General features: G+C 41.9%; 24 protein-coding genes and 1 pseudogene. 4 read left to right on the top strand and 21 right to left on the bottom strand.

Features of this window, described 5'->3' with window-relative positions:
• Window positions 1-230 precede the first annotated feature (230 nt).
• Window positions 231-995: a DUF4397 domain-containing protein gene (locus tag AC3EBE_RS17435; protein ID WP_488596317.1), complete on the top strand. Its 765-nt coding sequence runs from the start codon at window positions 231-233 to the stop codon at window positions 993-995.
• A gap of 129 nt (window positions 996-1,124) precedes the next feature.
• Here AC3EBE_RS17435 and AC3EBE_RS17430 read toward each other — a convergent pair whose 3' ends face one another.
• The 12 genes and pseudogenes from AC3EBE_RS17430 to ilvA all read right to left on the bottom strand — a co-directional run bounded on the left by AC3EBE_RS17430 (window position 1,125) and on the right by ilvA (window position 12,345).
• Window positions 1,125-1,706 carry a YpmS family protein gene (locus AC3EBE_RS17430; protein WP_488596316.1) on the bottom strand — a complete coding sequence of 194 codons (582 nt, stop codon included), beginning with the start codon at window positions 1,704-1,706 and terminating at the stop codon, window positions 1,125-1,127.
• Window positions 1,707-1,740: 34 nt separating this feature from the next.
• Window positions 1,741-2,547: an SGNH/GDSL hydrolase family protein gene (locus AC3EBE_RS17425; protein ID WP_488596315.1), complete on the bottom strand. Its 807-nt coding sequence runs from the start codon at window positions 2,545-2,547 to the stop codon at window positions 1,741-1,743.
• 107 nt (window positions 2,548-2,654) lie between these two features.
• Complete coding sequence (locus tag AC3EBE_RS17420; RefSeq protein ID WP_488596314.1) at window positions 2,655-3,233, bottom strand: SCO family protein; 579 nt, start codon at window positions 3,231-3,233, stop codon at window positions 2,655-2,657.
• An 89-nt stretch (window positions 3,234-3,322) separates the two neighbouring features.
• Window positions 3,323-4,300 carry a nucleoside hydrolase gene (locus tag AC3EBE_RS17415; protein WP_488596313.1) on the bottom strand — a complete coding sequence of 326 codons (978 nt, stop codon included), beginning with the start codon at window positions 4,298-4,300 and terminating at the stop codon, window positions 3,323-3,325.
• A gap of 69 nt (window positions 4,301-4,369) precedes the next feature.
• On the bottom strand, window positions 4,370-5,995 hold the full coding sequence (locus AC3EBE_RS17410; RefSeq protein WP_488596312.1) for an ATP-binding protein: 1,626 nt from the start codon (window positions 5,993-5,995) through the stop codon (window positions 4,370-4,372).
• A gap of 728 nt (window positions 5,996-6,723) precedes the next feature.
• Window positions 6,724-7,566: a DegV family protein gene (locus AC3EBE_RS17405; protein ID WP_488596311.1), complete on the bottom strand. Its 843-nt coding sequence runs from the start codon at window positions 7,564-7,566 to the stop codon at window positions 6,724-6,726.
• 491 nt (window positions 7,567-8,057) lie between these two features.
• A complete protein-coding gene (locus tag AC3EBE_RS17400; RefSeq protein WP_488596310.1) occupies window positions 8,058-8,309 on the bottom strand; it encodes a DUF2535 family protein in 252 nt (83 codons plus the stop codon).
• Between the two features lie 241 nt (window positions 8,310-8,550).
• On the bottom strand, window positions 8,551-8,766 hold the full coding sequence (locus tag AC3EBE_RS17395) for an AIR synthase-related protein (protein WP_488596309.1): 216 nt from the start codon (window positions 8,764-8,766) through the stop codon (window positions 8,551-8,553).
• Window positions 8,762-9,303: pseudogene (hypB, locus tag AC3EBE_RS17390) on the bottom strand (hydrogenase nickel incorporation protein HypB); the annotation flags it as partial. The gene AC3EBE_RS17395 and the pseudogene hypB, both read right to left, overlap by 5 nt.
• A gap of 531 nt (window positions 9,304-9,834) precedes the next feature.
• Window positions 9,835-10,608, bottom strand: coding sequence for a twin-arginine translocase subunit TatC (gene tatC / locus AC3EBE_RS17385; protein ID WP_488596308.1), 774 nt, complete (start codon window positions 10,606-10,608; stop codon window positions 9,835-9,837).
• Window positions 10,609-10,700: 92 nt separating this feature from the next.
• Window positions 10,701-10,904 (bottom strand): twin-arginine translocase TatA/TatE family subunit, encoded by a 204-nt coding sequence (locus AC3EBE_RS17380; RefSeq protein WP_079509461.1) that lies wholly within the window; start codon window positions 10,902-10,904, stop codon window positions 10,701-10,703.
• 172 nt (window positions 10,905-11,076) lie between these two features.
• Window positions 11,077-12,345, bottom strand: a complete 1,269-nt coding sequence (ilvA, locus tag AC3EBE_RS17375) for a threonine ammonia-lyase IlvA (RefSeq protein WP_488596307.1) — start codon at window positions 12,343-12,345, stop codon at window positions 11,077-11,079.
• 160 nt (window positions 12,346-12,505) lie between these two features.
• On the opposite strand from ilvA, the gene AC3EBE_RS17370 reads away from it, so the two are divergent.
• A complete protein-coding gene (locus AC3EBE_RS17370; protein ID WP_488596306.1) occupies window positions 12,506-12,727 on the top strand; it encodes a hypothetical protein in 222 nt (73 codons plus the stop codon).
• 98 nt (window positions 12,728-12,825) lie between these two features.
• Here AC3EBE_RS17370 and AC3EBE_RS17365 read toward each other — a convergent pair whose 3' ends face one another.
• From AC3EBE_RS17365 to AC3EBE_RS17350, 4 genes are all read right to left on the bottom strand, one after another.
• Entirely contained in the window at window positions 12,826-13,557 is a 732-nt protein-coding gene (locus AC3EBE_RS17365) for a lysophospholipid acyltransferase family protein (protein ID WP_488596305.1), read from the bottom strand.
• A gap of 119 nt (window positions 13,558-13,676) precedes the next feature.
• Window positions 13,677-14,162 (bottom strand): dihydrofolate reductase, encoded by a 486-nt coding sequence (locus AC3EBE_RS17360; protein WP_488596304.1) that lies wholly within the window; start codon window positions 14,160-14,162, stop codon window positions 13,677-13,679.
• Entirely contained in the window at window positions 14,159-14,953 is a 795-nt protein-coding gene (locus AC3EBE_RS17355; protein ID WP_488596303.1) for a thymidylate synthase, read from the bottom strand. Before AC3EBE_RS17355 ends, AC3EBE_RS17360 begins: the two co-directional genes overlap by 4 nt.
• Window positions 14,954-15,113: 160 nt before the next feature.
• A complete protein-coding gene (locus tag AC3EBE_RS17350) occupies window positions 15,114-15,815 on the bottom strand; it encodes an anthrax toxin lethal factor-related metalloendopeptidase (RefSeq protein WP_488596302.1) in 702 nt (233 codons plus the stop codon).
• A gap of 49 nt (window positions 15,816-15,864) precedes the next feature.
• Between AC3EBE_RS17350 and AC3EBE_RS17345 the strand changes: the two genes are divergently transcribed.
• On the top strand, window positions 15,865-16,107 hold the full coding sequence (locus tag AC3EBE_RS17345) for a hypothetical protein (RefSeq protein ID WP_488596301.1): 243 nt from the start codon (window positions 15,865-15,867) through the stop codon (window positions 16,105-16,107).
• 10 nt (window positions 16,108-16,117) lie between these two features.
• Here the strand turns inward: AC3EBE_RS17345 and AC3EBE_RS17340 are convergent, their stop codons facing one another.
• The 4 genes from AC3EBE_RS17340 to AC3EBE_RS17325 form a co-directional block, all read right to left on the bottom strand.
• Window positions 16,118-16,696 carry a TerD family protein gene (locus AC3EBE_RS17340; protein WP_488596300.1) on the bottom strand — a complete coding sequence of 193 codons (579 nt, stop codon included), beginning with the start codon at window positions 16,694-16,696 and terminating at the stop codon, window positions 16,118-16,120.
• Between the two features lie 47 nt (window positions 16,697-16,743).
• Window positions 16,744-17,355, bottom strand: a complete 612-nt coding sequence (locus tag AC3EBE_RS17335) for a TerD family protein (RefSeq protein WP_488596299.1) — start codon at window positions 17,353-17,355, stop codon at window positions 16,744-16,746.
• A gap of 61 nt (window positions 17,356-17,416) precedes the next feature.
• On the bottom strand, window positions 17,417-18,520 hold the full coding sequence (locus AC3EBE_RS17330; protein ID WP_488596397.1) for a toxic anion resistance protein: 1,104 nt from the start codon (window positions 18,518-18,520) through the stop codon (window positions 17,417-17,419).
• 4 nt (window positions 18,521-18,524) lie between these two features.
• Window positions 18,525-20,162, bottom strand: coding sequence for a YceG family protein (locus AC3EBE_RS17325; RefSeq protein ID WP_488596298.1), 1,638 nt, complete (start codon window positions 20,160-20,162; stop codon window positions 18,525-18,527).
• Between the two features lie 261 nt (window positions 20,163-20,423).
• Here AC3EBE_RS17325 and AC3EBE_RS17320 point away from each other — a divergent pair, with 261 nt between their 5' ends.
• Window positions 20,424-20,690, top strand: coding sequence for a hypothetical protein (locus AC3EBE_RS17320; protein ID WP_488596297.1), 267 nt, complete (start codon window positions 20,424-20,426; stop codon window positions 20,688-20,690).
• A gap of 4 nt (window positions 20,691-20,694) precedes the next feature.
• Here the strand turns inward: AC3EBE_RS17320 and AC3EBE_RS17315 are convergent, their stop codons facing one another.
• The gene (locus AC3EBE_RS17315; RefSeq protein ID WP_488596296.1) at window positions 20,695-21,495 is read right to left on the bottom strand and encodes a Cof-type HAD-IIB family hydrolase; all 801 of its coding nucleotides are present in this window, start codon (window positions 21,493-21,495) and stop codon (window positions 20,695-20,697) included.

Raw genomic sequence — 21,495 nt, 5'->3', positions numbered from 1 at the left:
GTGCAATCAGTAACAGTCAGCTTTAATCCAGCAATTAATTTTCTCATTGCACTCCACCTGCCTCTCAATTAGTTAGTTTTAGTATATGGAAAAACATACCTGTTGTAAAGTGTTTTTCCTGAAACTTTTTTCGCGCCTTCCCTGACTTCCTCTATTTTTCAATACCATCACATGACATGCCCAACCAGCATAATTTATTGAAGAAATTTACTAAAATAGGAGTGAGGGGTATGAGCCGTTCCAGATCAGCAGATGAATATTTTCACAAAGCAGCGGTATATTCATTATTAGCCGATTACTATAAATACCTGGATCCAAACATGCATGTCATGTATTACTATAAGCACCTAAGAAATATGAAAAAAGCGGTACAAATGATGAGCACTACACCATTGCCAGGAATCCAAAGAGAATCCGCTCCTGCAAAGCTGCGATTTTTGCACGCTTCTCCAGATGTAAAAACCATTGATATTTATATCAATGGCAGCCGTGTACTTCGGGATTTTGACTATAAGAACAATAGCAGCCATATGCAGCTTCAGCCTGGGAAATACCAGGTAGACATTTATCCTGCCGGAACTTCATCGACAACAGTCATAAGCAAAAAGATCACCCTCGAGCCAGGGAGAATCTATACTGCGGTGGCTGCAGGACCGGCGTCTAAGCTGCAATTGCTTATGTTTGAAGACCATCCCTACACACCAGTAGGTGAAACGAAAGCACGTTTCATCCACCTTTCTCCCGATGCCCCTGCTGTAGATATTGTCGCGCAAAATGGAGATACCATTTTTCCTAACGTCTCATACAAACAGGCAACAACGTATTTGGGACTGATGCCGATGACTGTTACGCTTGAAGCAAGAGTTGCCGGTACCAAGAATACAGTGTTGACGATCCCCGAAGTAAAGCTTGAACCGAATAACGCTTATTCAATTGTTGCAGTAGGAACAGCGAAAGGTGAACCGCCGATTGAAGTTTTATTAATACAGGGCTGAGTATTGCTGGCCGGTAATCCGGCCTTTTTCTTTTTTCACGTCGTTAAAATAACTCATTCACTATGTATTAAGTTAAAATCTTCATATTTCGAGCTCAACTTACAAAAAGACACTCCCTTGAGGAAGTGTCTAATCCGCTGGTACAAATAATGTGAATCTGATATGGTCCTTTTTTAAATCAAATTCATTTACCCTTACTTTAATATCACTTTTCAGTTTTAGCCTTTGCATGGAAACATATACTCTTTCCTCTTCTGGCTGAATGTTGACTGCTGCCGGAAGGCTATAGCTGTCACGGACAAATTTCAGCACTGTCGATACAGGGAGCTTAAGCTTTCCAACAGAAATAGACTTTTGATTTAGGATTAAATCTCCATTCTCCAAGGCCTTTGGTTCAAATGTCAGCCTTAACTCCAGCTCCTGGCTGAACAGCGGGAGAGTACCATACAGCTCTACCTCATCTGTCAGCAAGACCTGATAATCAAATTGGCTGTTCTTTCCTTCTTCCTCAATATAATGATTGATGACCCTGTTGAGGTCCCTCTTGTTTGTCGCTACCTTGAATGCAACATCTTCTTGTTCTGAAGCATTATTCACGGGCTCCATTTTCGATTTCTCCCCTGGAGCCGTCACCATGAAGAATAAATACAGCATGATTAAAATTAAAAGGCCTAACAAAACAATAAATGCCAGTTTCCACTTGTTTTTCATAAAATATGAAGCTCCTATCCTTTACTAGTGGCAATCATTGACCCAGTGTCTTGATTACATCATCCTCAAGAATTTCGAAAACCCTGTTGGCAATCAACTCATAACCCCTGTCATTTGGATGGAAATAATCCGTGAACAGCAGGTTTTCTTCATTATTCAGGAAAATGTCGTGGATATCGACGAAGTATGCGTTGCCATCATTTAACACAATGGTTTGACTCTGCCCATTCCACTCATCTACTATCTGGTTCATTTCCTCAACATCGGCAAACCAGTTGTAAAATGGATTGTACAGGCCTATCAATACAATTGGTGCTGAAGGATTTTGATCCCGGATCGTTTTGAATATTTCTTCCAGCCTTTTTTTGAAAACTTGCTGCTCAAACCTGAATTGTTCCACCCCAAGGCTGGAGAAGTTTTCTTTAACCACCTTCATCAAGTCATTTCCGCCAATGGTTAGAAGGATTAAATCGGCTTCCCCGAGTGAAGTTTGCAGTTGCTTGCTGCGGAGCCTGGCAAGCAGCTGGTCAGCACGATTTCCCCTTACACCAAAGTTTTCGACATTTGCATTCCTTATGGTTTTTTCATCTTCGAGCCGTTTAGATAAATAAGGGATATAGCCTCCAGACTCTGTACTGTCACCAACCCCCTGGGTCAGAGAGTCTCCTGCAGCCACAATGTGTATTTCTTTAGGAAAAAAAGAGGACGGAATAGCATCCTTAAGCCCAATTCCCGAATCCTTCCCCTTATTCATATTCCCTTCCAGGATCTTGTCAAACTGGCTGCACGCGGAAAGAATCAATACCAGACAGATGTAAAGTAAGGTGAGTTTTCTTTTCATTGTTCTTCACCTGCCTTTAAAATTAACATCATTATACCATTTACCATCATTCCATCCTATTGTAAGGCACACAGGAATACATGAAAAAATGGCCACAAAAGTGGCCACTACTGCAATGTTTTTATATCTTTAATAATTTGTTCAAACGGTACTTCTTTAAACCCTGAATATGTTTTTCTCATCACGCCGTCCTGGTCCACTAAATAAAAATCTGTCCCATGGATGACCTGATCACCACTTTCAGGTTTTTTCACCAGAGCTTTGAAACTCTCTCTTGCAAATGTCTCGATTTCTTCCTGTGAATATCCAGTCAGGAAAGACCAATTATTGAAATCGACATTGAATTTCTTTCCATAGTCTTTCAGTACTTCAGGTTGATCAACCGCAGGGTCTACACTGAATGAGACAATTTCAACATCTTTTATCCCTTCCTTTTTCATCATATCCTGAAGTTTAGCCATGTTCGCAGTCATAGGCGGGCAAACATCGGCACAGTTCGTAAATACAAAGTCTGCAACCCATACTTTTCCCTTTAAATCTGCTTTACTGAAGGCTTGACCATCCTCGTCAGTATAGGTAAAATCCTCAATTGGATAATCCAGCGCATCCTTCAAACCGCCGCCTCCACAACCGGCAGCAAATAGGACAACTGCTGCTAAAAATAAGAATCCCATGCCTTTTTTCATCTAATCACCTGCATCCTCTATTTCTGTCCACAATCATTCTAGCAGACCAGTTTAATAGAAGAAAGAGAAAGGTTTACGAATTCTATAAATTAACGCTCCGCCTCAGGAGAACTATGTGAATTTTTCATGGTCCGGTAAAAATCACTGATAAAATCTGTATAATTAAAGTTAATTGCTACTTTATTAATTGGATATTCTGCCTTGTCAATCATGTTCCTGAAATCCCCAATGCTCTGGCCAAAAGCCTCCCCGATATTGATGACGATTTTAACTGGAATATCCCTGTAAACCATATGGTCTTCATTCAGCACAGCCCATAGAGTAAGCACATCATGAAGCGGGGCACCGGTCAGCTGAGGGTTCCTCGATTTATAAAATTTATAATAATAATCGAACATGGGCTTAACGAGCTTTCCTATTTCACTCCCGACCGACTTATAATAAGCATCCAGCTCATTGATGATGGCCGGGGTGACAAGCGCGCCGCTCGTCACATTAAGAGGGATGATTTTCACCTTGCCGGCAGCCTGGTTCAAGACAATATTGGCTGCATAGGGGTCACCATGAAAATTGGCTTCTGCCACCGGAGTAACATTCCCCGGTTCGTTGAACGACCCGCCCATGATGAAGAATTCTTTCACTTTCTTCATTGTTCCCGGATAGAGAATGAATGCCGCCGCCAGTGAAGAAAGCCTTCCAACGTTAACGATGATAATATCATCCGGATTCTTCTCAATAATGTCTTTAATGCCATGAAAATTCTCTATAAAAACATCTACATCAATGTCCGGGATAATCGGTCCCAACCCTTCTTCTCCATGGACATCCGGCACGTACTCTGGGATCATCCCGGTCAGGGGCAGCTCTGCTCCTGCAAAAACAGGTACATCCTTAATTCCTGTAAGCTGTTGAATATAAGCAGCATTCCGCATGGCATCCTGCTTGGAGACATTGCCATAATCGGCTACTACTCCAACGATTTGCAGTTCTTTATTGAAAAAGGCATATACAATCGCAATATTATCATCGATCCCGAAGTCACTGAAAAACAAAACCTTCTTTACCATTCCGGCACCCCCCATACTATTTATATTTAGCCTGCCGTAAAAAATGGCAATAAAATAACAGACCTGAATTTATTCAGGCCTGTCTTCGCATGTGGGAATCATTATTTCAAAAGTGGTGCCTTCACCTTTCTTGCTTCTAACATTAATCTGTCCTTTCATTCTCTCCACAATTTGATAACATACCATCAATCCCATGCCAGTTCCCCGTTCCTTCAATGAATAAAAGGCAGTGCCCAGCCTGGCTAGTTCTTCGTCAGTCATCCCAATCCCGGTATCCGCAATGATAAAGACACCATAAGAACCTCGCCTTTCAAGAGTCAGGCTCAGCCAGCCTCCGTCCTTCATTGCTTCAATGCCATTTTTCAGGATATTGATCAGGACCTGCTTCAGCTCATTTTTATTCCCCTTAATCTGTACATCTTCTTTGACTTCTATATGCAGAGATATGTTTTTTGACATCATCGCATAGGAAGCCATTAAATCCATTACCTTCTCTGCCATGTCCCTGCCGTCAATGACCTCCAGCTTGCCGATATCAGGTTTTGCAAGGCTTAAGTAGTCATTTATAATCGTTTCTGCGCGATTCAATTCATCAATCATGAGCTTGATATACATATGCTCTTCCTCAGTAAGATTCTTAGTAAGAAATATCTGAAGGAATCCTTTAACGACCGTCATTGGATTTCTTATTTCGTGGGCTACAGAAGCAGCAAGCTGACCTATCGCATTCATCTTTTCGGCACGCTGAAGTTCTTGCTGCAGTTTTGTTCGTTCGAAAATATCCTCCATGGTATTAATTACTTCTTCGAGGAGAAGGGAATCGCTCCCCTTTTCTGACCTATTCCCCAGCTGCTTAGAAGCTGCCGATACACGTTCAAACAGCTGTGACAGCTGGTCCGCCATTTCATTAAAGCGGTAAGATAATAAACTGAGTTCTGACCGGTCATAGACAGGGAGCCGGACATTGAAATTGCCGGCACTGATTTCCTTTATGCCAAAAAACAAATCATCCACAGGCTTTAAAACCCTTTTAAGACCTCTGCTTAAAATAAGGTAGACAGCTATGATCGTAACGGCCATTTCCAAAAGGAGAATTTTTAATATTTCAGCTTGATTAGTTTTGATGACAGATGCCTGTGAGTCAATGCCCAGTATTGCTACCAGTTTCCCATTATCATCTTTAATAGGTGCAAATGCAGTTATCCAAGAACCAAATTGATCTCGATAAATTCCTGTGCTGGATATTACCTTATTGTCCCTTGCATTTTTAAAAGCTTTTAAAAACTCTGGTCCCGCATCATAATACATTTGGGAATGAAAGGAATAGCCTTCGTAAAAATCAGAGGCAGATAATATGTATACTTTATTTTCAAAATATAAATCTGGCAGGACAATATATGCTCCCAGGAAAGAGGCATTATTGTCACTAACCATACCGAGCAGCCTCTCCAGGCGTGCACTCGCTGGATGGGAAGCATCCCTGAATTCTTCAGCTTTGGCCACATCGTCCGCAGATAGGGTTGAGGACCAGAGACCGGCCACTCCTTCTACCCTGTCCGTTATTTGCGTTTTCAGCTGCCTTAGCTGAAGGTAATAGCTGCTTCCAAAAATAGTCACTACTACAGTAACAGTGATCAGGAAGGAGAACAGCATAATTTTTTTAAACAATGGATTGTATTCGCTATTTAGCTTCATGGCTCCATGGTCACATTCCGATCCGCACAAAATGGTGTTTTTGAAGTTATTCGACGAAACCTCCCAGAATCCTGTTTACTGCTTGCTGAAATCGACTTTTTATCGACTTAAATTTACCGATTTCTTGCTTTTCCCAAAAGTGTTAGAGTTTTTAAGTAAATTGTTAAAGCAGGATAATGAAGGCAACAATCTTTGCGAAAATAGCATTCATTTAAGAACGAAATACCTTAAATCAACTTTATAAAGAGACAATTTGGGATGATATAGCAACATCTATATATTAAGCGACAATAAAAAAGCCTCAACCAAATAATAGGATGAGGGCATGTTTCGTGTTTTATTAAGGTAAATTCTTAATTGCGTAATCAGCTTAATTTTTGTGTGAATTTTTCACCGTTTACATGGAAGGGATTAGAAAGAAGGAGAGCTAACTTAAAGAATTCCACGACAAATTTTGTTCCCATGACGCGGTTACCCATTTTCATAGGTTTTAATGTAGCCTTTCTCCTAATTGAATCTTTTTACTACTCTCACTAGTCTTTGCATTCTTCGCAGTTGTGGCCATTGGTTGCTACAGCTAAAGTGATTATTAGTCTTGTTTCCTCCTCGTTCACCTGTATTAAACTAGCAAAGTAACTTATAACTGCCTTGCTGTGAAGATGCAGTTGGAATTCCCCATGCTCGGAGATAAAAAATATCCAAAGTCAAAAGACTTTGGATTAAAAAAGTTATTCGAAATAATACATAAACCCGATGGCACCGACGCCAGTATGTGTACTGATGATTGGAGTCGTATCTCTAATTTGTATATCGCTGTAGCCAGTCTGCTCCTGAATGGCCGTCTTAAGCTTGTTTGCCAGATCAAGGCCTTCGGCATGCACAAGGCCGACCCCTTTTATCGTCTTTCCTTTAACATCTTCCGCAAATTGGTTTTTCAAGTATTTCACAACCTGTGAATGGCTTCTTGCCTTCGAAACAGGTGTATACTCTCCGCCTTCAAGCGATGCAATCGGCTTGATATTTAGAAGCGATCCAATCATCGCCCGTCCTTTTCCAATGCGCCCGCCTTTTACTAAATTCTCTAAAGTATCGACGACTACGAACAAACGTGTTTGTTCCCGTACCTTGTCCAGTCTTGAAAGAATTTCTTCTGATCCTTTTCCTTCAGCTGCCATCTTTGCAGCCTCCAGTACTTGGAAAGCCAGTCCTTTGGAAATGAACCGCGAATCGACAATGGATACTTTTGCACTGGTCATTTGAGCGGCACTTTCCGCAGAACGGACCGTTCCACTCATCCCTCCAGTCATATGGATGGAAATCACTTCATATCCCTGACTGCCAAGCTCATCATAAATTTTCAGGAACTCCCCTGCAGGAGGCTGCGAGCTTTTTGGCAATTCAGCAGATGCTTTCATTTTTTCGATAAATTCCTTCGGTGTAATGTCCACCCTGTCTAAAAAGTTTTCACCGTCAATGGAAATAGATAATGGGACCACAATAATCCCCAACTGCTTAATGATGTCATCATCCAGGTCACAAGTGGAATCAGTAACAATCTTAATTTTAGTCATAAAATTCACTTCCCTATCAAAAACCTACCATCATTATACATCTTCCTAATATCATTTTAAAAATATTAATACTGTTACTCGCGTTTTCCCTTTTATCTATCACATAGAGAGCGATGCCATGACACTTCAATCGTTTTATTACTTCCGAACTGTAATGAGATCATCCCTCATTACACTTCAAATCGTTTAATTACTTGCGAACTGTATTGAGATCATCGCTCAATACACTTCGAACCGTCTTATTACTTCCCAACTGTATTGAGGTCATCCTTAATTACACTTCAAACCTGTTTTTCGCTTCCGAACTGTAATGAGAGTCTAATATAAAGTAATTAAATTCAGTTTTTCCGTCAGTGAATTGGTATTGGTCAGTATTTTTTCAAAACAGCAGGATATACCATCTTTACCACAGAATCAAAAAATTATCATACGACATTGGCAAGGACAATAAAAAAATAAAAGCGCCTCTCAGGCGCTTCAAAAAGAAAACTTTATGCATTATTTTTCAGTTCGGCAGACTTGAATAATTGTTCATAGTCAGGCCATTTCATGACTCGCTTTAAATAATCCTTATACGAGTAGAATTTTTTTGCGCTTCGTTCCCGATAAATCGCTGTAATAAAAGTTTGCAAACGGACCTGGATCATAAAATAATATGGGCTATCTTCCTCCAGTACAGGAATATCCACGACTTTAACCTTCTGTCCAACAACATTTTTGAACTCTAGGCTTTTGAATAGCAAAATATCAATCCTCTTTTATACCCGTTTGATTATATTATACCCCAATTGCTGGTCGAAATGTGTCTGTTTCCGCGGATAAAAAAATATTTTTTCCATTCCCTCGGTTTTCTTCTTTTAGCAGCAATTATCTTTAATTTAGGCTATTTTCTCAAACTTAGTTGCTATTGACTACAAAATAAGATTGAATTACTCAAGTTTCTTCCCAAACTTACCACTTATTATGAGAAAAGACCTTGCTAACTTAGTAACAACATGGCTTTTTCACGTTAAAATCGGCTTTTGCCCCAAGAGGCGTTTCGAGCAGAAGACGCCCCCTTTGAGTACTGGTCACCTTGCCGATAACAGCTGCTTCATGACCTTCAGGAAATGCTCTTAATTGGCTCATGATCCTTTCTTCGCCCCTTTCTGAAACAATCAAGACAGCCTTCCCTTCATTTGCTAGATAGAGAGGATTCATTTACGGCTTCATCCAGGTCAAATTCGAGGTACAGAAGCAAATCGACCTTATTCAAGAGCACCAATTCAATCCTGAGAAACATCGAAGGATATTTAGGTATCTTGTCATTCCCTTCATGAACGCTCAACACGGCAACCTTATGCTGCTGGCCAAGGTGATATCCAGCCGGGCACACATGGTTGTCTGCATTTTCAATGAACAATACATCGATTACACTTAGCTCGACTCAGGCAAGACAGCCGCAATCATCCTGGCATTCAGATGGCATCCTCCATGCGTATTGATTTGAATAGCCTGGGCACCAAGACATCAGATCCTGTCAGCATCCTTCTGAGTTGCCAAGTCTCCCTGAATAACAGCTATCTAGTATTGCTTGGACAAGTGCCTGTTTGTTTCTTCCAATATAGAGGTTTTGCCAGCACCAGGAGAGCTCATCAAATTGAGCACCAGGGTATGCGAAGCATCAAGAAGGTTCCGGTTATACTCAGCTGCAATATTGTTATTGGCCAATACGTCGGTTCTCAGCAGAATTTTCATCGGACTCACTCTTGATAGGATAAAACCTGAAGGGTTTCACCCGATATAATTTTTCCTGATGAAAGATTGCAGTCAGGGCAAAAGGGTATCCTTTCTTCAGGTGCATATGTTTCCGCAAACAACACACTCTGCTTCCCCCAATTCAATCTAAATCGAAAGCGTTGCATATTCAGCAATGGCACCCTGGTTTTGGTGCTTATAGATATCAAAAGCCATCATTAAGGGTTCAGGCATGGCATTGCTAAGCTGCCCAACCAGCAGCTCAATGCTCTCGATTTTGGATATCCCTCGGTTGCAGCGTCCTCCTGAACAAGCTGCAAAATCTCTTCCCTTAAAGCGATTTCATACACCCGGATCATTCCTGCCGAGTTATTTAAACATCTGCTTTTTTAGTTCCATATCCCAATAGCCTAAATCTTTGTTTCACCCTATGCCTGTTCCGTACAATAAATGTAGCAATATCAAGAAATAAACAATAGCAAACCAGGATTTTGTACCAAAAAAAAACTGTCAGAATGAATCTGACAGTCTTTATAATTTAGAACCTTCACTATTCTCTTCTTCCAGATCACCATATTGTTCCTGCCATTCGCTTTCTTTCTTAAGCTTGCGTTTATAGACCACCTTGGATAAATTGATGCTGATTTCGTATAAAAGCAAGAGCGGAATTGTGACAATGATATCCGACATGAAATCAGGCGGTGATATGACAACTGAAATGACAACAAGGACAAAGTAGGCATACTTACGGATTTTCACCAGTACATATGGGTTTATGACACCTAGAGAAGTCAGGAACATGACAACAACAGGAAGCTCAAACAATATGCCAAACGGAATCGTCATATGCATGATGAACTTGAAATACCTGTCTGCAGTAAAGTTCGTTACCAGCATATCACCGCTCAATTCTACCAGGAAGTTCAGGACTGTCGGGAAGATGACAAAATAGCCAAATGCCAGTCCGACAATGAACAGGATAAATAATGCTGGTATATAGGAGAGCGAAATTTTTCGTTCGATCGGCCGCAGCGCCGGTTTTACAAAGAGCCATATTTGCAATGCAAGGACGGGAATGGTTCCCGCGATCGCAATGATGGTCGCCAGCATGAAATAAATCCAGATAATATCACTCGGACCTAAAACGATCAGCTTTACATCAAGGTCCTTTACAAAATAACTATAAATTTCTTCAACGTAGGCAAAACCTATCCCGAAAAATACAATAAAGGCTATTACAGATATGATCAGCCTTTTTCTGAGTTCATCAAGGTGCTCCACGAGGTTTAATTCTTTATCTTCCATACCAATCCCCTGCCAATTCCATTTGTAGCATTAGAAATCCAGTGCGATACTGCCTGAATAAAAAAGGTGTAAGACAAAAGCATCTTACACCCTTATTTAGTGACTTTTGTAATTTCCTTTTTTTCGTCTTCGAACTCTTCCATAACATCACTGGTCAATTCACGTGTTGATTTTTTGAATTCACGAAGTGTCTGGCCAAATGCGCGGCCAATTTCAGGCAGCTTCTTTGGGCCGAATATAATAAGCGCCAAAACCAGGATCAAAATTAATCCTGGAACACCGATGTTTGATAACATATCAACATCTCCTTTTTATTTTTGTAAATCTACTATGATTATAGTACTTTAACTCCCCGAATTGGCGGAAAGCCGTGAAAGTTCATAAGAAATTCACAAAGGCTGACAAAACTTATTCGTTTGTGACATTTCTTATTTTATATTATCTTTCCTTAATTATCTATTATTAATATTATACCAATAAATTAAACAGCTGATTATCTTTATTTAATTCCATGAAGGTAAACCCTTTCCTGTCCATGCTCTCAATCAGACGGGAATAGTCCTTTTTATCCTTCAGTTCAATTCCCACTAGCGCTGGCCCGCTTTCTTTATTGTTTTTCTTGGTATACTCGAATCTAGTGATATCATCCCCTGGTCCCAATACATCATCCAGGAACTCTCTGAGCGCTCCAGCACGCTGTGGGAAATTGACGATAAAATAATGAAGAAGGCCTTCATGGAGGAGGGAGCGCTCCTTTATCTCCTGCATCCTGCTGATATCATTATTTCCGCCGCTTACGACACAGACAACAACCTTTCCCCTGATCTGTTCCCTGATAAGGTCAAGCGCCGCGATCGGCAGTGCTCCTGCTGGTTCTGTGACTATGGCATGTTCATTATACAGCTCCAGGATGGATGTGCAAACCTTTCCTTCAGGGACCTGGACAAGCTGATCAACATGCTCCCTGCAAATTTCAAACGTCTTATTGCCGACACATTTAACGGCTGCGCCATCAACAAATGTCTCAATTTCCTCTAAAGATATCGATTCACCATGATCAAAGGCAGCCATCATCGACGCCGCTCCGCCCGGTTCTGCCCCAACCAGCTTTGTTGCAGGTGAAACACTTTTTATGTATGTGCTCAAACCAGCCATCAAACCGCCTCCGCCGATGCTGGCAACTACATAATCTACAGACTCCTGGCAGTCGTTTAATATTTCAACCGCAACGGTGCCCTGGCCTGCAATCACTCTCTCATCATCAAACGGATGAATGAATTCCCTGCCTTCTCTCTCAGCGCAAGCACGGGCTTCCCGGTAGGAATCATCAAATGTATCACCTGTCAGGATGATTTCTACAAAATCACGGCCAAACATTTCTACTTGTTTTACCTTTTGTCCAGGAGTAGTCGCCGGCATATAGATTTTACCGCTTACGCCAAGCTGCCTGCATGCGTATGCAACACCTTGAGCATGATTGCCTGCACTGGCACAGACTACGCCACTCTGCAGGCCGTCCTCCCATAACAGCTTCAAGGCATAATACGCACCTCTCAGTTTAAATGACCTGACATACTGAAGGTCTTCCCTTTTCAAATAAACTTCTGCCCCATATTTTTCGGATAAGCGATTATTCAATTGCAATGGTGTATGGGCAACAATTTCTTTAAGATGCCGATAAGCGATTAAAATATCCTCTACATTCACCCATTTTTTCTTTAATGTCTCATGTTCCATATTATCACCCTCCACCAAAAATATTAATTTGTCCATTATATCACAATCTCTAAAATTTTCGAGGTAATTTTTTTAATATTTAAAATCTTATCATTGCTTTTTGAATAGAATGGCTGTAAATGAACATATAATAAGGAAAATTTGTTGGAGGGAATCGTGAATGGAATTCTCATTGAACAGTTTTGATGGGGCCTTGCCAGTAGAAGTTACGGTCGATGAAGATAATGGTCGTTATATGATCCGCAAAAGCGATACTAGTGGAGAGTATTTTAACAGCGCTGGAGAAATGGTCGAATGGATAAGAGCCAACCTGAGGGCCGATGATTTTTGCACCCCGGCTGAATTTACCCAGATGATGGAGAGTCTTGCTAGATTCGAATAATCATTCTTTTATCAAAGGACTCATTCCGTACTATCAATGGGCTTACATCCCATTACGAAGAGAACCCTTGCACATGGCAGGGGTTCTCTTCGTTGTGTTTAGGATGCAATCCGCTTTTCCTTTCGGGCATCGATAATTATATCCCGTACATTTCCGGCAATGTTGATTAAATCCTTATCTTTATAGTCTTTGTTGTAGACTGGTGGGCAGATTGTGAGTTTGATCCTAGCTGGTTTGACCAGCCTGCCATTTTTCTCAAACACATCTGCGGTTCCTTCGATCGAAACAGGGACAATGGGCACTCCGGATTCCACTGCAAGACGGAAGCCTCCAGCTTTGAAAAGGCCTATTGGCCCGCCCTTACTGCGGGTACCCTCAGGGAAAATCACAAGTGAATGTCCCTTTTTTAATAACTCAGCCCCGTTCAGGATTGACATTGCAGCCTTTTCGCGATTACTCCTGTCCAGGAAAACGCAGTTGATCATTTCCATCCAGGATCTCAGGATCGGTACCTTTTTCGTTTCAATTTTGGCGATGAAACCGAAGGGTTTATCAATTGCACCTATCAGGACAGGTATATCAAAATTCCCTTCGTGATTGCTGGCAAAAAGAACTGGCCCTTCCGGGATATGGTGAACCCCCGTGACCTCGACTTCGGATCCGGTTAAAGCCATAAACGTCCGTGACCAGTGCTTAGGCGTTTCATGCCTGATCAGGTTCTTTTGATCAAGCGGCATGTCTGCCGGCAGTTTTTTCAATCTTGAAAGCTTAGGCAAACTCCATACAAGGTAGCCACCCATGTACAAAAAACATGATATCAGTCGAAGCATTGTATCCTCCTCATGCATTTCTGTAGCCATTATATAGGAAATGGTCAGCCAAAACTACATAATTTCGTAAAATAAACATTAAAAAACAGCCCTTGAATAAAGAGCTGTTTCAGAAAGGATTACTTACGCTTAAAGACCAAAAACTCATAATCATAAGGGTTTTTCTCATCTTTCAAGCCCTGCTCCCTGGATTCCAGCTGCCATTTATCTATATCGAAAACAGGGAAGAAGGTGTCTCCTTCAAATTGTTCATGAATCATTGTTAAATATAGCTTGTCTGCTTTTGGCAGGACCTCTTTGAATATTTCCGCCCCCCCGATCACAAATACCTCATGATCAGGAAGAGCTGCAAATTCAAAGAATTCGTCCATTGAATTCATTACTTTACAGCCATCAGGATTAAAGTTCTGGTCACGGGTAATGACGATATTCTCTCTGCCTGGCAAGGGCTTTCCAATTGATTCAAATGTTTTCCTGCCCATTACAATTGGGTGTCCCATTGTGACACGCTTGAAAAATTTCAAATCCTCAGGCAATCGCCATGGAAGCTGGTTGTGATGCCCAATCACACGGTTTTCATCCATTGCCCAAATAAGTGATATCATACACTCACAACCCCTTTAATATGTGGATGCGCTTCATAATTGACTAATTCGAAATCCTCATATTTAAAATCAAAGATTGATTTTACTTCAGGATTGATTTTCATCTGCGGAAGCGGCTTTGGCTCACGTGTCAGCTGGAGTTTGACCTGTTCAATATGGTTTGTGTAAATATGGGTATCTCCGAAGGTGTGAACGAAATCACCTGGCTCAAGATCACAAACCTGTGCAATCATCATGGCAAGAAGAGCATATGACGCTATATTGAACGGAACTCCAAGAAAGACATCAGCAGAACGCTGATAAAGCTGACAGGAAAGTTTGCCATCTGCAACATAGAATTGGAACATGCAATGGCAAGGCGGAAGGGCCATTTTGCTTATTTCTCCGACATTCCAGGCATTGACAATCATTCGCCGTGAATCCGGGTTATTTTTAATGGTATCAATCAATTCAGATATCTGGTCAACTGTCTGTCCATCAGCACCTGTCCACGAACGCCACTGATGTCCATAAACAGGTCCCAGGTTCCCATTCTCATCCGCCCATTCATTCCAGATGCGCACACCATTGTCCTGTAGGTATTTTACATTTGTATCTCCATTCAAAAACCAGAGAAGCTCATGGATGATCGATTTAACATGAAGTTTCTTGGTGGTAAGCAAAGGAAATCCATCCTGGAGATTAAAACGCATTTGATAACCAAATGTACTGATTGTACCGGTGCCTGTCCGATCCTCTTTTTTTACCCCGGTTTCCAATACATGTTCACAAAGCTCTAGATACTGTTTCATGAATTACCCTGCCTTTCGTACAACTTAATTCCTTTTATTTTAGCAGATATATCTTTTTTGTTCGAGTGGGAGAGAACAATAGGAAATAATTTTATCGCCAATAGTGATTGCAGCAAATTGAAAAAGCTGCATGAGACAACTCTCATACAGCTTTTTATTATTATCTCAGTTTTTCGATATAATGATAGGTTTGAGGCGCAGCTTCCTTCAGCAGCTGGGCAGGAATTCCACCGATATAGAACATCGCAAAGGTTTCCGCAAAATATTCTTCAGGATAATCCAGAAAATAGGCTCTCCCTGGAAATAACACCCTGCTTTCCTTCCGCCAGATTTCCAGAAAACTTGCTTCTTCCCTTATCCCTCCATATACATGACGGTCTAGCGAATGAGCCAGCTCATGCAATTCCAGATTGACTGAGCCATGTCCCTTCCCTTTCTCGCTGCTCCCAATCTTCACAAGGACGGTCCTCGCCCCTCCGATTCCCGGAACCTGGTCCCATGTACGGTCAGTTGTATACCCCCGTGGAACGACACCTTTCAGGTGGCGAGCAGAAGGGTTATCTGTCAGATTCCCTTCAAATAATTTAACAGTGATATTGTTTCCAACAGCTTTCTTCAGCATAGTATCAGGCAGCAGGGCAAGCCTAGAGATAATTGCGGCAGCCTCCTGCTGGTCAAATTCATCTTCTGGCAGAACAACCAGCTGTCCCGCCAATTTGATAGATTCGGGACTTAGCGAATTATATAGAATTGATTGTTTAGGAAATTCATCCAGCAAGATGCCATCCATGTTGGCATTGGAACTGCCAAGCAGGGTAAAGGAGAGCATAATTACAATGAAAACCTGTGCAATTTTCCGCATTGATTGACTCCCTTTCTAGATGTTAACGCATAGAAGCAGTTGGGATTATGTGGGTAAAAAGCTGGGGTACTTTATAATATATCAAGCTATTAAAATTATAACATATGGCGGCTTTTTACAGACTGAGAATTTCAGGAAGGCATTCGCTGGAGGCGCTGATAGAAAGTCTTCAATCGTTTATCCTTTAGACTTCAATAAAATTGCAACACAAAATGTTTCCGCTGCTCATTGTTTAATTTCCCGTGAGTCCGGATTATTGAAAAAAAACCCATCCAGAGAAGGATGGGGTTAGGTAAATCTGATTAAACGTCAAGTCCAAAATTGCGGCAAAGAGCTGCAAGGCCTCCTGAAAATCCGCTGCCAACAGCATTGAACTTCCACTCAGCGTTGTGGCGATATAATTCACAAATGACTACAGCTGTTTCAACTGAAAAATCCTCGCCAAGGTCAAAGCGTAGTATTTCCTGCCCATTGTCTTCATTCACGACGCGTGCAAAAGCATTTGAAACCTGTCCAAAGTTCTGCCTGCGTTCCTCTGCATCATGGATGGTGACCGCGATGGCAATCCGCTGTACATGAGAAGGCACTTTTGAGAAGTCGATCAGGACCTGCTCATCGTCCCCATCTCCTTCTCCAGTCCGGTTGTCACCTGTATGTTCCACACCGCCGCTAGGATGCTGGAGCTGGTTGTAAAAAATGAAGTCAGAATCCTGCCTGCACTTTCCATTTTCATCTGCCAGAAATGCGGAGGCATCAAGATCAAAGCTGCTGCCGCCGGTATAGCGATTTGTATCCCATCCAAGACCTACGATTACTCTCGTTAAACCTGGGTTTGTTTTAGTCAGATCAATCCGTTGCCCTTTCGACAGGTTGATTCCCATTTCCTTTCCCCCTCAATTCTTTAGCAATTTTGTAAAAAGTATAGTTATTAAGTATAAGAACGGACAACTTCACTTAATCCAGAAGCATTCGTTCCTGTGCCGACTGCACCGAACTTCCACTCATTTCCGTGGCGGTAAATTTCCCCGACAATAAGGCTTGTCTTTCCGCTGTAATCGTCACTAAGGTTATAGTGAATTAATTCCTGGTTATTCGATGGGTTCACAACACGGATAAACGCATTGCGAATCATGCCAAAGTGCTGCTTGCGTTTAACAGCATCATAGATATTAACCACGAATACAAGCTTTTCAATATGGCCAGGAACCTTGCCTAATTCTACGAACACTTGCTCGTCATCTCCAGCTCCCGCCCCAGTCAGGTTGTCGCCAGAATGAGTTACACTTCCATCCTTGCTTTTCAGGTTGCCAAAGTAAATGACATCATTGTTATTTTGCAATTTATCGTTTGCACCAAGCATGATAACAGAGGCATCACAGTCGACATTTGCTCCTCCTCCACCTCCGAACAATCCGCCAAACAGGCCGCCTCCTCCGCCTTTCTGGACTTCATCCCAGCCTAAGCCAACCATTATTCTTGAAAGTCCCGGATTTCCTTTTGTTAAATCAACACGCTGGCCTTTTTGTAAGTTAATTGCCATTACCTTCACCTCTTAAAAGAATTTTAGTAGATTTATAAATAAAATGAGCTGGCAAGCCATTTTATTGCTGTTTCGCTTTTTTAAAGTTTTCCTGAAGCTGCAATAAACGTTTTGTACCTTCTTCTCTAAGGCGCTTATTTTCTTCCTCAATGGACTTTGTTTCCTGCATGCCCTTCATGATGATATTCCAGCTTTCTTCAATCGTTTCAATTTTGATGCTTGGTGCACCAGAAAGACGGGCAATATCCACACTCTGGCTTGAGATGTTCTGCGCATTCCTGACCAGCATCTCATTTGTACGGCGGTCAAGCTCATTCATTGAATCCGCCACAAGCTTTTGTCTTTTTGCGGCAACTGCCTGGATCAACCCATTCTTGAAAATAGGAATAGTTGTAACAAAAGCTGAGTTGATCTTGCCAATCAGTTTTGTATTCCCCCGCTGGAGCAGCCTGATTTGCGGCGCAGTCTGCAGAGCAACCATCTTGGCCATTTCAAGATCATAGATCCTTTGCTCAAGAAGCTCGATTGCATTGCGCAAAGTGTCCAGCTGCATGGATGCCATCTGGTCACCAGAAGCCGCCTTTGCCTCCAGCTGGGGCAATTGGCTGGATTTCAGTTCGTTCAGCTTCAGTTCACCAGCGACAACATACTTCTCAAGAGTCAGGTAAAATTGATAGTTTTGTTCATACATGCGTTCAAGCATGTTAGTAGATTCGACCATCTCACTCTGATACTTTGAGATTTCTACGTAGACATTGTCAATCTCCCTGCCCATGGTCTGATATTTGCCGAAAAGCTTTTCAACAAGCTTCTCGCTCTTCTTGAACAGCTTGCCAAGCAAGCCCCCGGACGTTTTCTCGAAATCCTTTTTATCGAATCGATCCATAATTTTACCAAGCTGCTTCAAAAGCTCTCCAGAGTCTTCCACCTTGGTTGTCCTCATGTTGCCAAGAATCTGGTCTGAAAATCGGGAAATTTCCACAGCTGGTTCTTTACCAAATTCAAGGATTTGAATCTGGTCACGCTCATCAATGCTCCGAGCCAGATTCTGGACCTCTGGCTCATTCCGAAGAGCAAGCTTCAGGTCAGATACCGTAGCTTCAGACAATTTATCTTCAGGATTAGCTGTTACTAGGCTGACATCTTGATTTTGAGTTGGATTCATCAAGTCAATCTCCCCTTAAATTTTTTAATATACCTTGAAAAATAACCTTCTTGATTATTGATGGTTCCCTGAATTCCTGTTCAAAGACAACATCCTCGAGCCAGTGAGCATCAAAGGCGCTTTCATCAATGAAATTTTCAATATCATTGTGGCCTGGAGGATTGTAAATGATCAGGTCAATCCCCAGCTGATTAAGCAATAGAAGCAATGCAGCGTCAGATCTTGTCATCGTACCGTTTAACTCATTATTGTATAAGACGAGCTTCGGGACATCCTGAGAATAGTCGAACCTTTGGAGCATCTTCAAGATATTTTCAGGAACCTGCATCGCCTGAGTAAAAAGATAAATCCTTAGCTCTTCTTCATTTTCCCGCAGCTGAGGCTTAAGTTTCGGGCTTATGCACAGGTTCCGGATAGCGGCTGCAAGCCCTTTCTGAAGCCCGGTCGGCAAATGTTTATATTTCCAATAATGAGTCCCGGCGATTTTCTCAGGATCGAGCAGCCCATCCTTATCGAGGGCATTACGATAATGAAAGCGAAAATCACTGTTGGCACCAGATGAAAACGGGAAGCTTCTTATTAAAGTCACATTCTCCAGGTTCATCAATGTGTGGAGGCGATCCCAATATTCGCGGCGGTTCCTGCTCACCCCATTGATTTTTGAAAACAATGCCGGAATCCGGACAGTACCATTCTTCACTTCAAAATTAGGCCGGATCATCGCTTTTTCCTTTGCGAGAAGAAACAATTCATCATAAGTTGTTTTCAGTGTGATTGATGCTGGCTCATAATCTCTTAGCTGCCAGGGCTTATAAAGACCTGAACCTTCATGGTTTAGAATCGTCTCGATTTCCCGCGAAGCTCTGTAGGCGACAGTTGCAGTTCGTTTGCGTCTTTCTGCTGGGAATGGCTCTGAAGGCCTGGTTTCAGGAAAAACATGGACAAAGGATTGCTCTTTATTAGGGTCCGCGAGCGAGAAGGCATCATTGCCTTCCGGTACGAAAGCCACAATATCACAGCCAATTCTTGAAATGAAATATAGGAGGTATTGATGGCTTTTCTTAAAATCCCCATACCAAAGGAATGCTGGCATTTTGTTCTCCGGGTTTGCATCCTTTAGAGGAGCTTGAAGGTGATTGAAGGACCATTTGATTACATCGACAAGCACTCTTCTGAGCTCAGGGCTATTTAGCCCGCCTTCTTCCTCACGGGTGAAAAGTTCCAGCAAATCGATGGCTGCTTCTCTGATTTTCCGATGTATAAGTGAATTGCCGGACGATATGATCAGCTTCTCGCCATCAAGAAATGCAACAAACCGATTGATGGATAGACTTTGCTCCTTATGGATATTGATCAACTTCTGGATGGATTGAAAATGGGCATTATCTATCGTTTTATCGAGTGTAGCATCGCTCAAAAGAATCAGGCCGTTCTGATGGACATAATCGAATAACTGATTATAGTATTCGTCTCCATCAAGCTGAATGCCCAGAAAACGGGCAATGACCTGGCCAATATGCAAAGCGGTTCCTTCCTTGTTAAAAAGCGGCCGCTCACCTGCCGGCTTCTCAATCAGAGTTAGCCAGTTGTCATATGTAACAGGCAGGGTATGTATTTTTAATTGGTTCATCGATGGATACATTTAATCACTTCCCACTTAGCGCGAAAGTATTGAATCAGTTTAATTTGGCATCTTTTTCACCAATTAACGTTAACCTGATGATTAAAAGGAGCCTTTATTTACCATCATAACATACATAGAGCTCTATTTTATCAATATTGTATTAGCTAGTACGTAAGAACCCCCTTGAAGGTTTCATATAATTGCAGGATTCCTGATTTTTCACCTTTATTCTTGTCCATGCATATAGTTGAATACCAAGAACAGGAAGGTGGACTTAACATGCGTTTCTTTTATAAAAGACAGCCCGCCGACGAGCTGGAGCTTGAAATAGACGACGTGCAGCAGGCAATGTGCTCTGGCAGTCTCGTAATGTTTGACCTTTTTTTCTATTCCTTCTTTTTCGCACTGTTACTAATGCCGATCAAGGCAAGTTTACTGCATTTTGGCGGGCTATTTCTATTTGTATATGTCCTATTCGCCAGTATTTTTTTGATTGTTCGCAAGGTCATGGACAAGAAACAGGACTGTAACGATATAAAAAGCTAATCGATCAGATGCTTTTTTTGAGAAGCATATTTATGCTTTCCAGTAGTTCTTCTCCGGCATATGCCCCTCTATTTTTCGTGAAAATATACGACATAAGCCCATGATCCCCTGCAAGCTCTCCATGTGCTGGAATAAAACTATGATCACATCTTACCAGGAAGTCTTCATCCAGCAGGGAATCACCTGCGCCAATCAAAGTATGGATGCCTTCCCTTTCCTTGACAAAGGATACTGCCTCGCCTTTACTGATCGGGTTAGGCATAAAATAAAGCTTCCTTCCTTGATATGATATTCTCCATCCATAGGAAGAAGCTGCTCTTTTGAATTCCTGGACCTGATCCGTGCTTAGCCTTTCCTCCAACAGATAATAAAGGAACAGTCCCTCAGCAGACTTTAGTTCTCCCTTAACCTGGCAGAGATTTTGTCGCAAAATGTCCTTTAACTCTTCAAGAGAAGAGCATTCCTGTTTAAGCCTGTCTGATATACTTTCCCTCCAATCAGGCAGAGGCTCTCCTTCATACAAAATCTCTGCTCCATTAAATGTAATGGCGTATTTAACAGGAACATGATCACCAAAGATGAAAATCCGTCTGAACTGGCTCGTCGTCCTCGTGGTCACTGGCACAAGCAGCATTTCCTGCGAGATTTCCTTAAGACTATCAAAAGCTTTTTTGGTCATAAAGGCGATTTCGCTGTCTGCCTTTTTTTCAACGGCATACAGCTGATCATTCACGGCAGGGCCAAGATCCTCCAGAGCCTTCTTTGAATAGATGATCGTCCGGTCTAGATCTGTTGCAAACATCAT

This window comes from Mesobacillus sp. (assembly GCF_057785455.1).
Note: the sequence above shows the minus strand (reverse complement) of the source record. Positions and strands in the feature narration are given on the sequence as shown.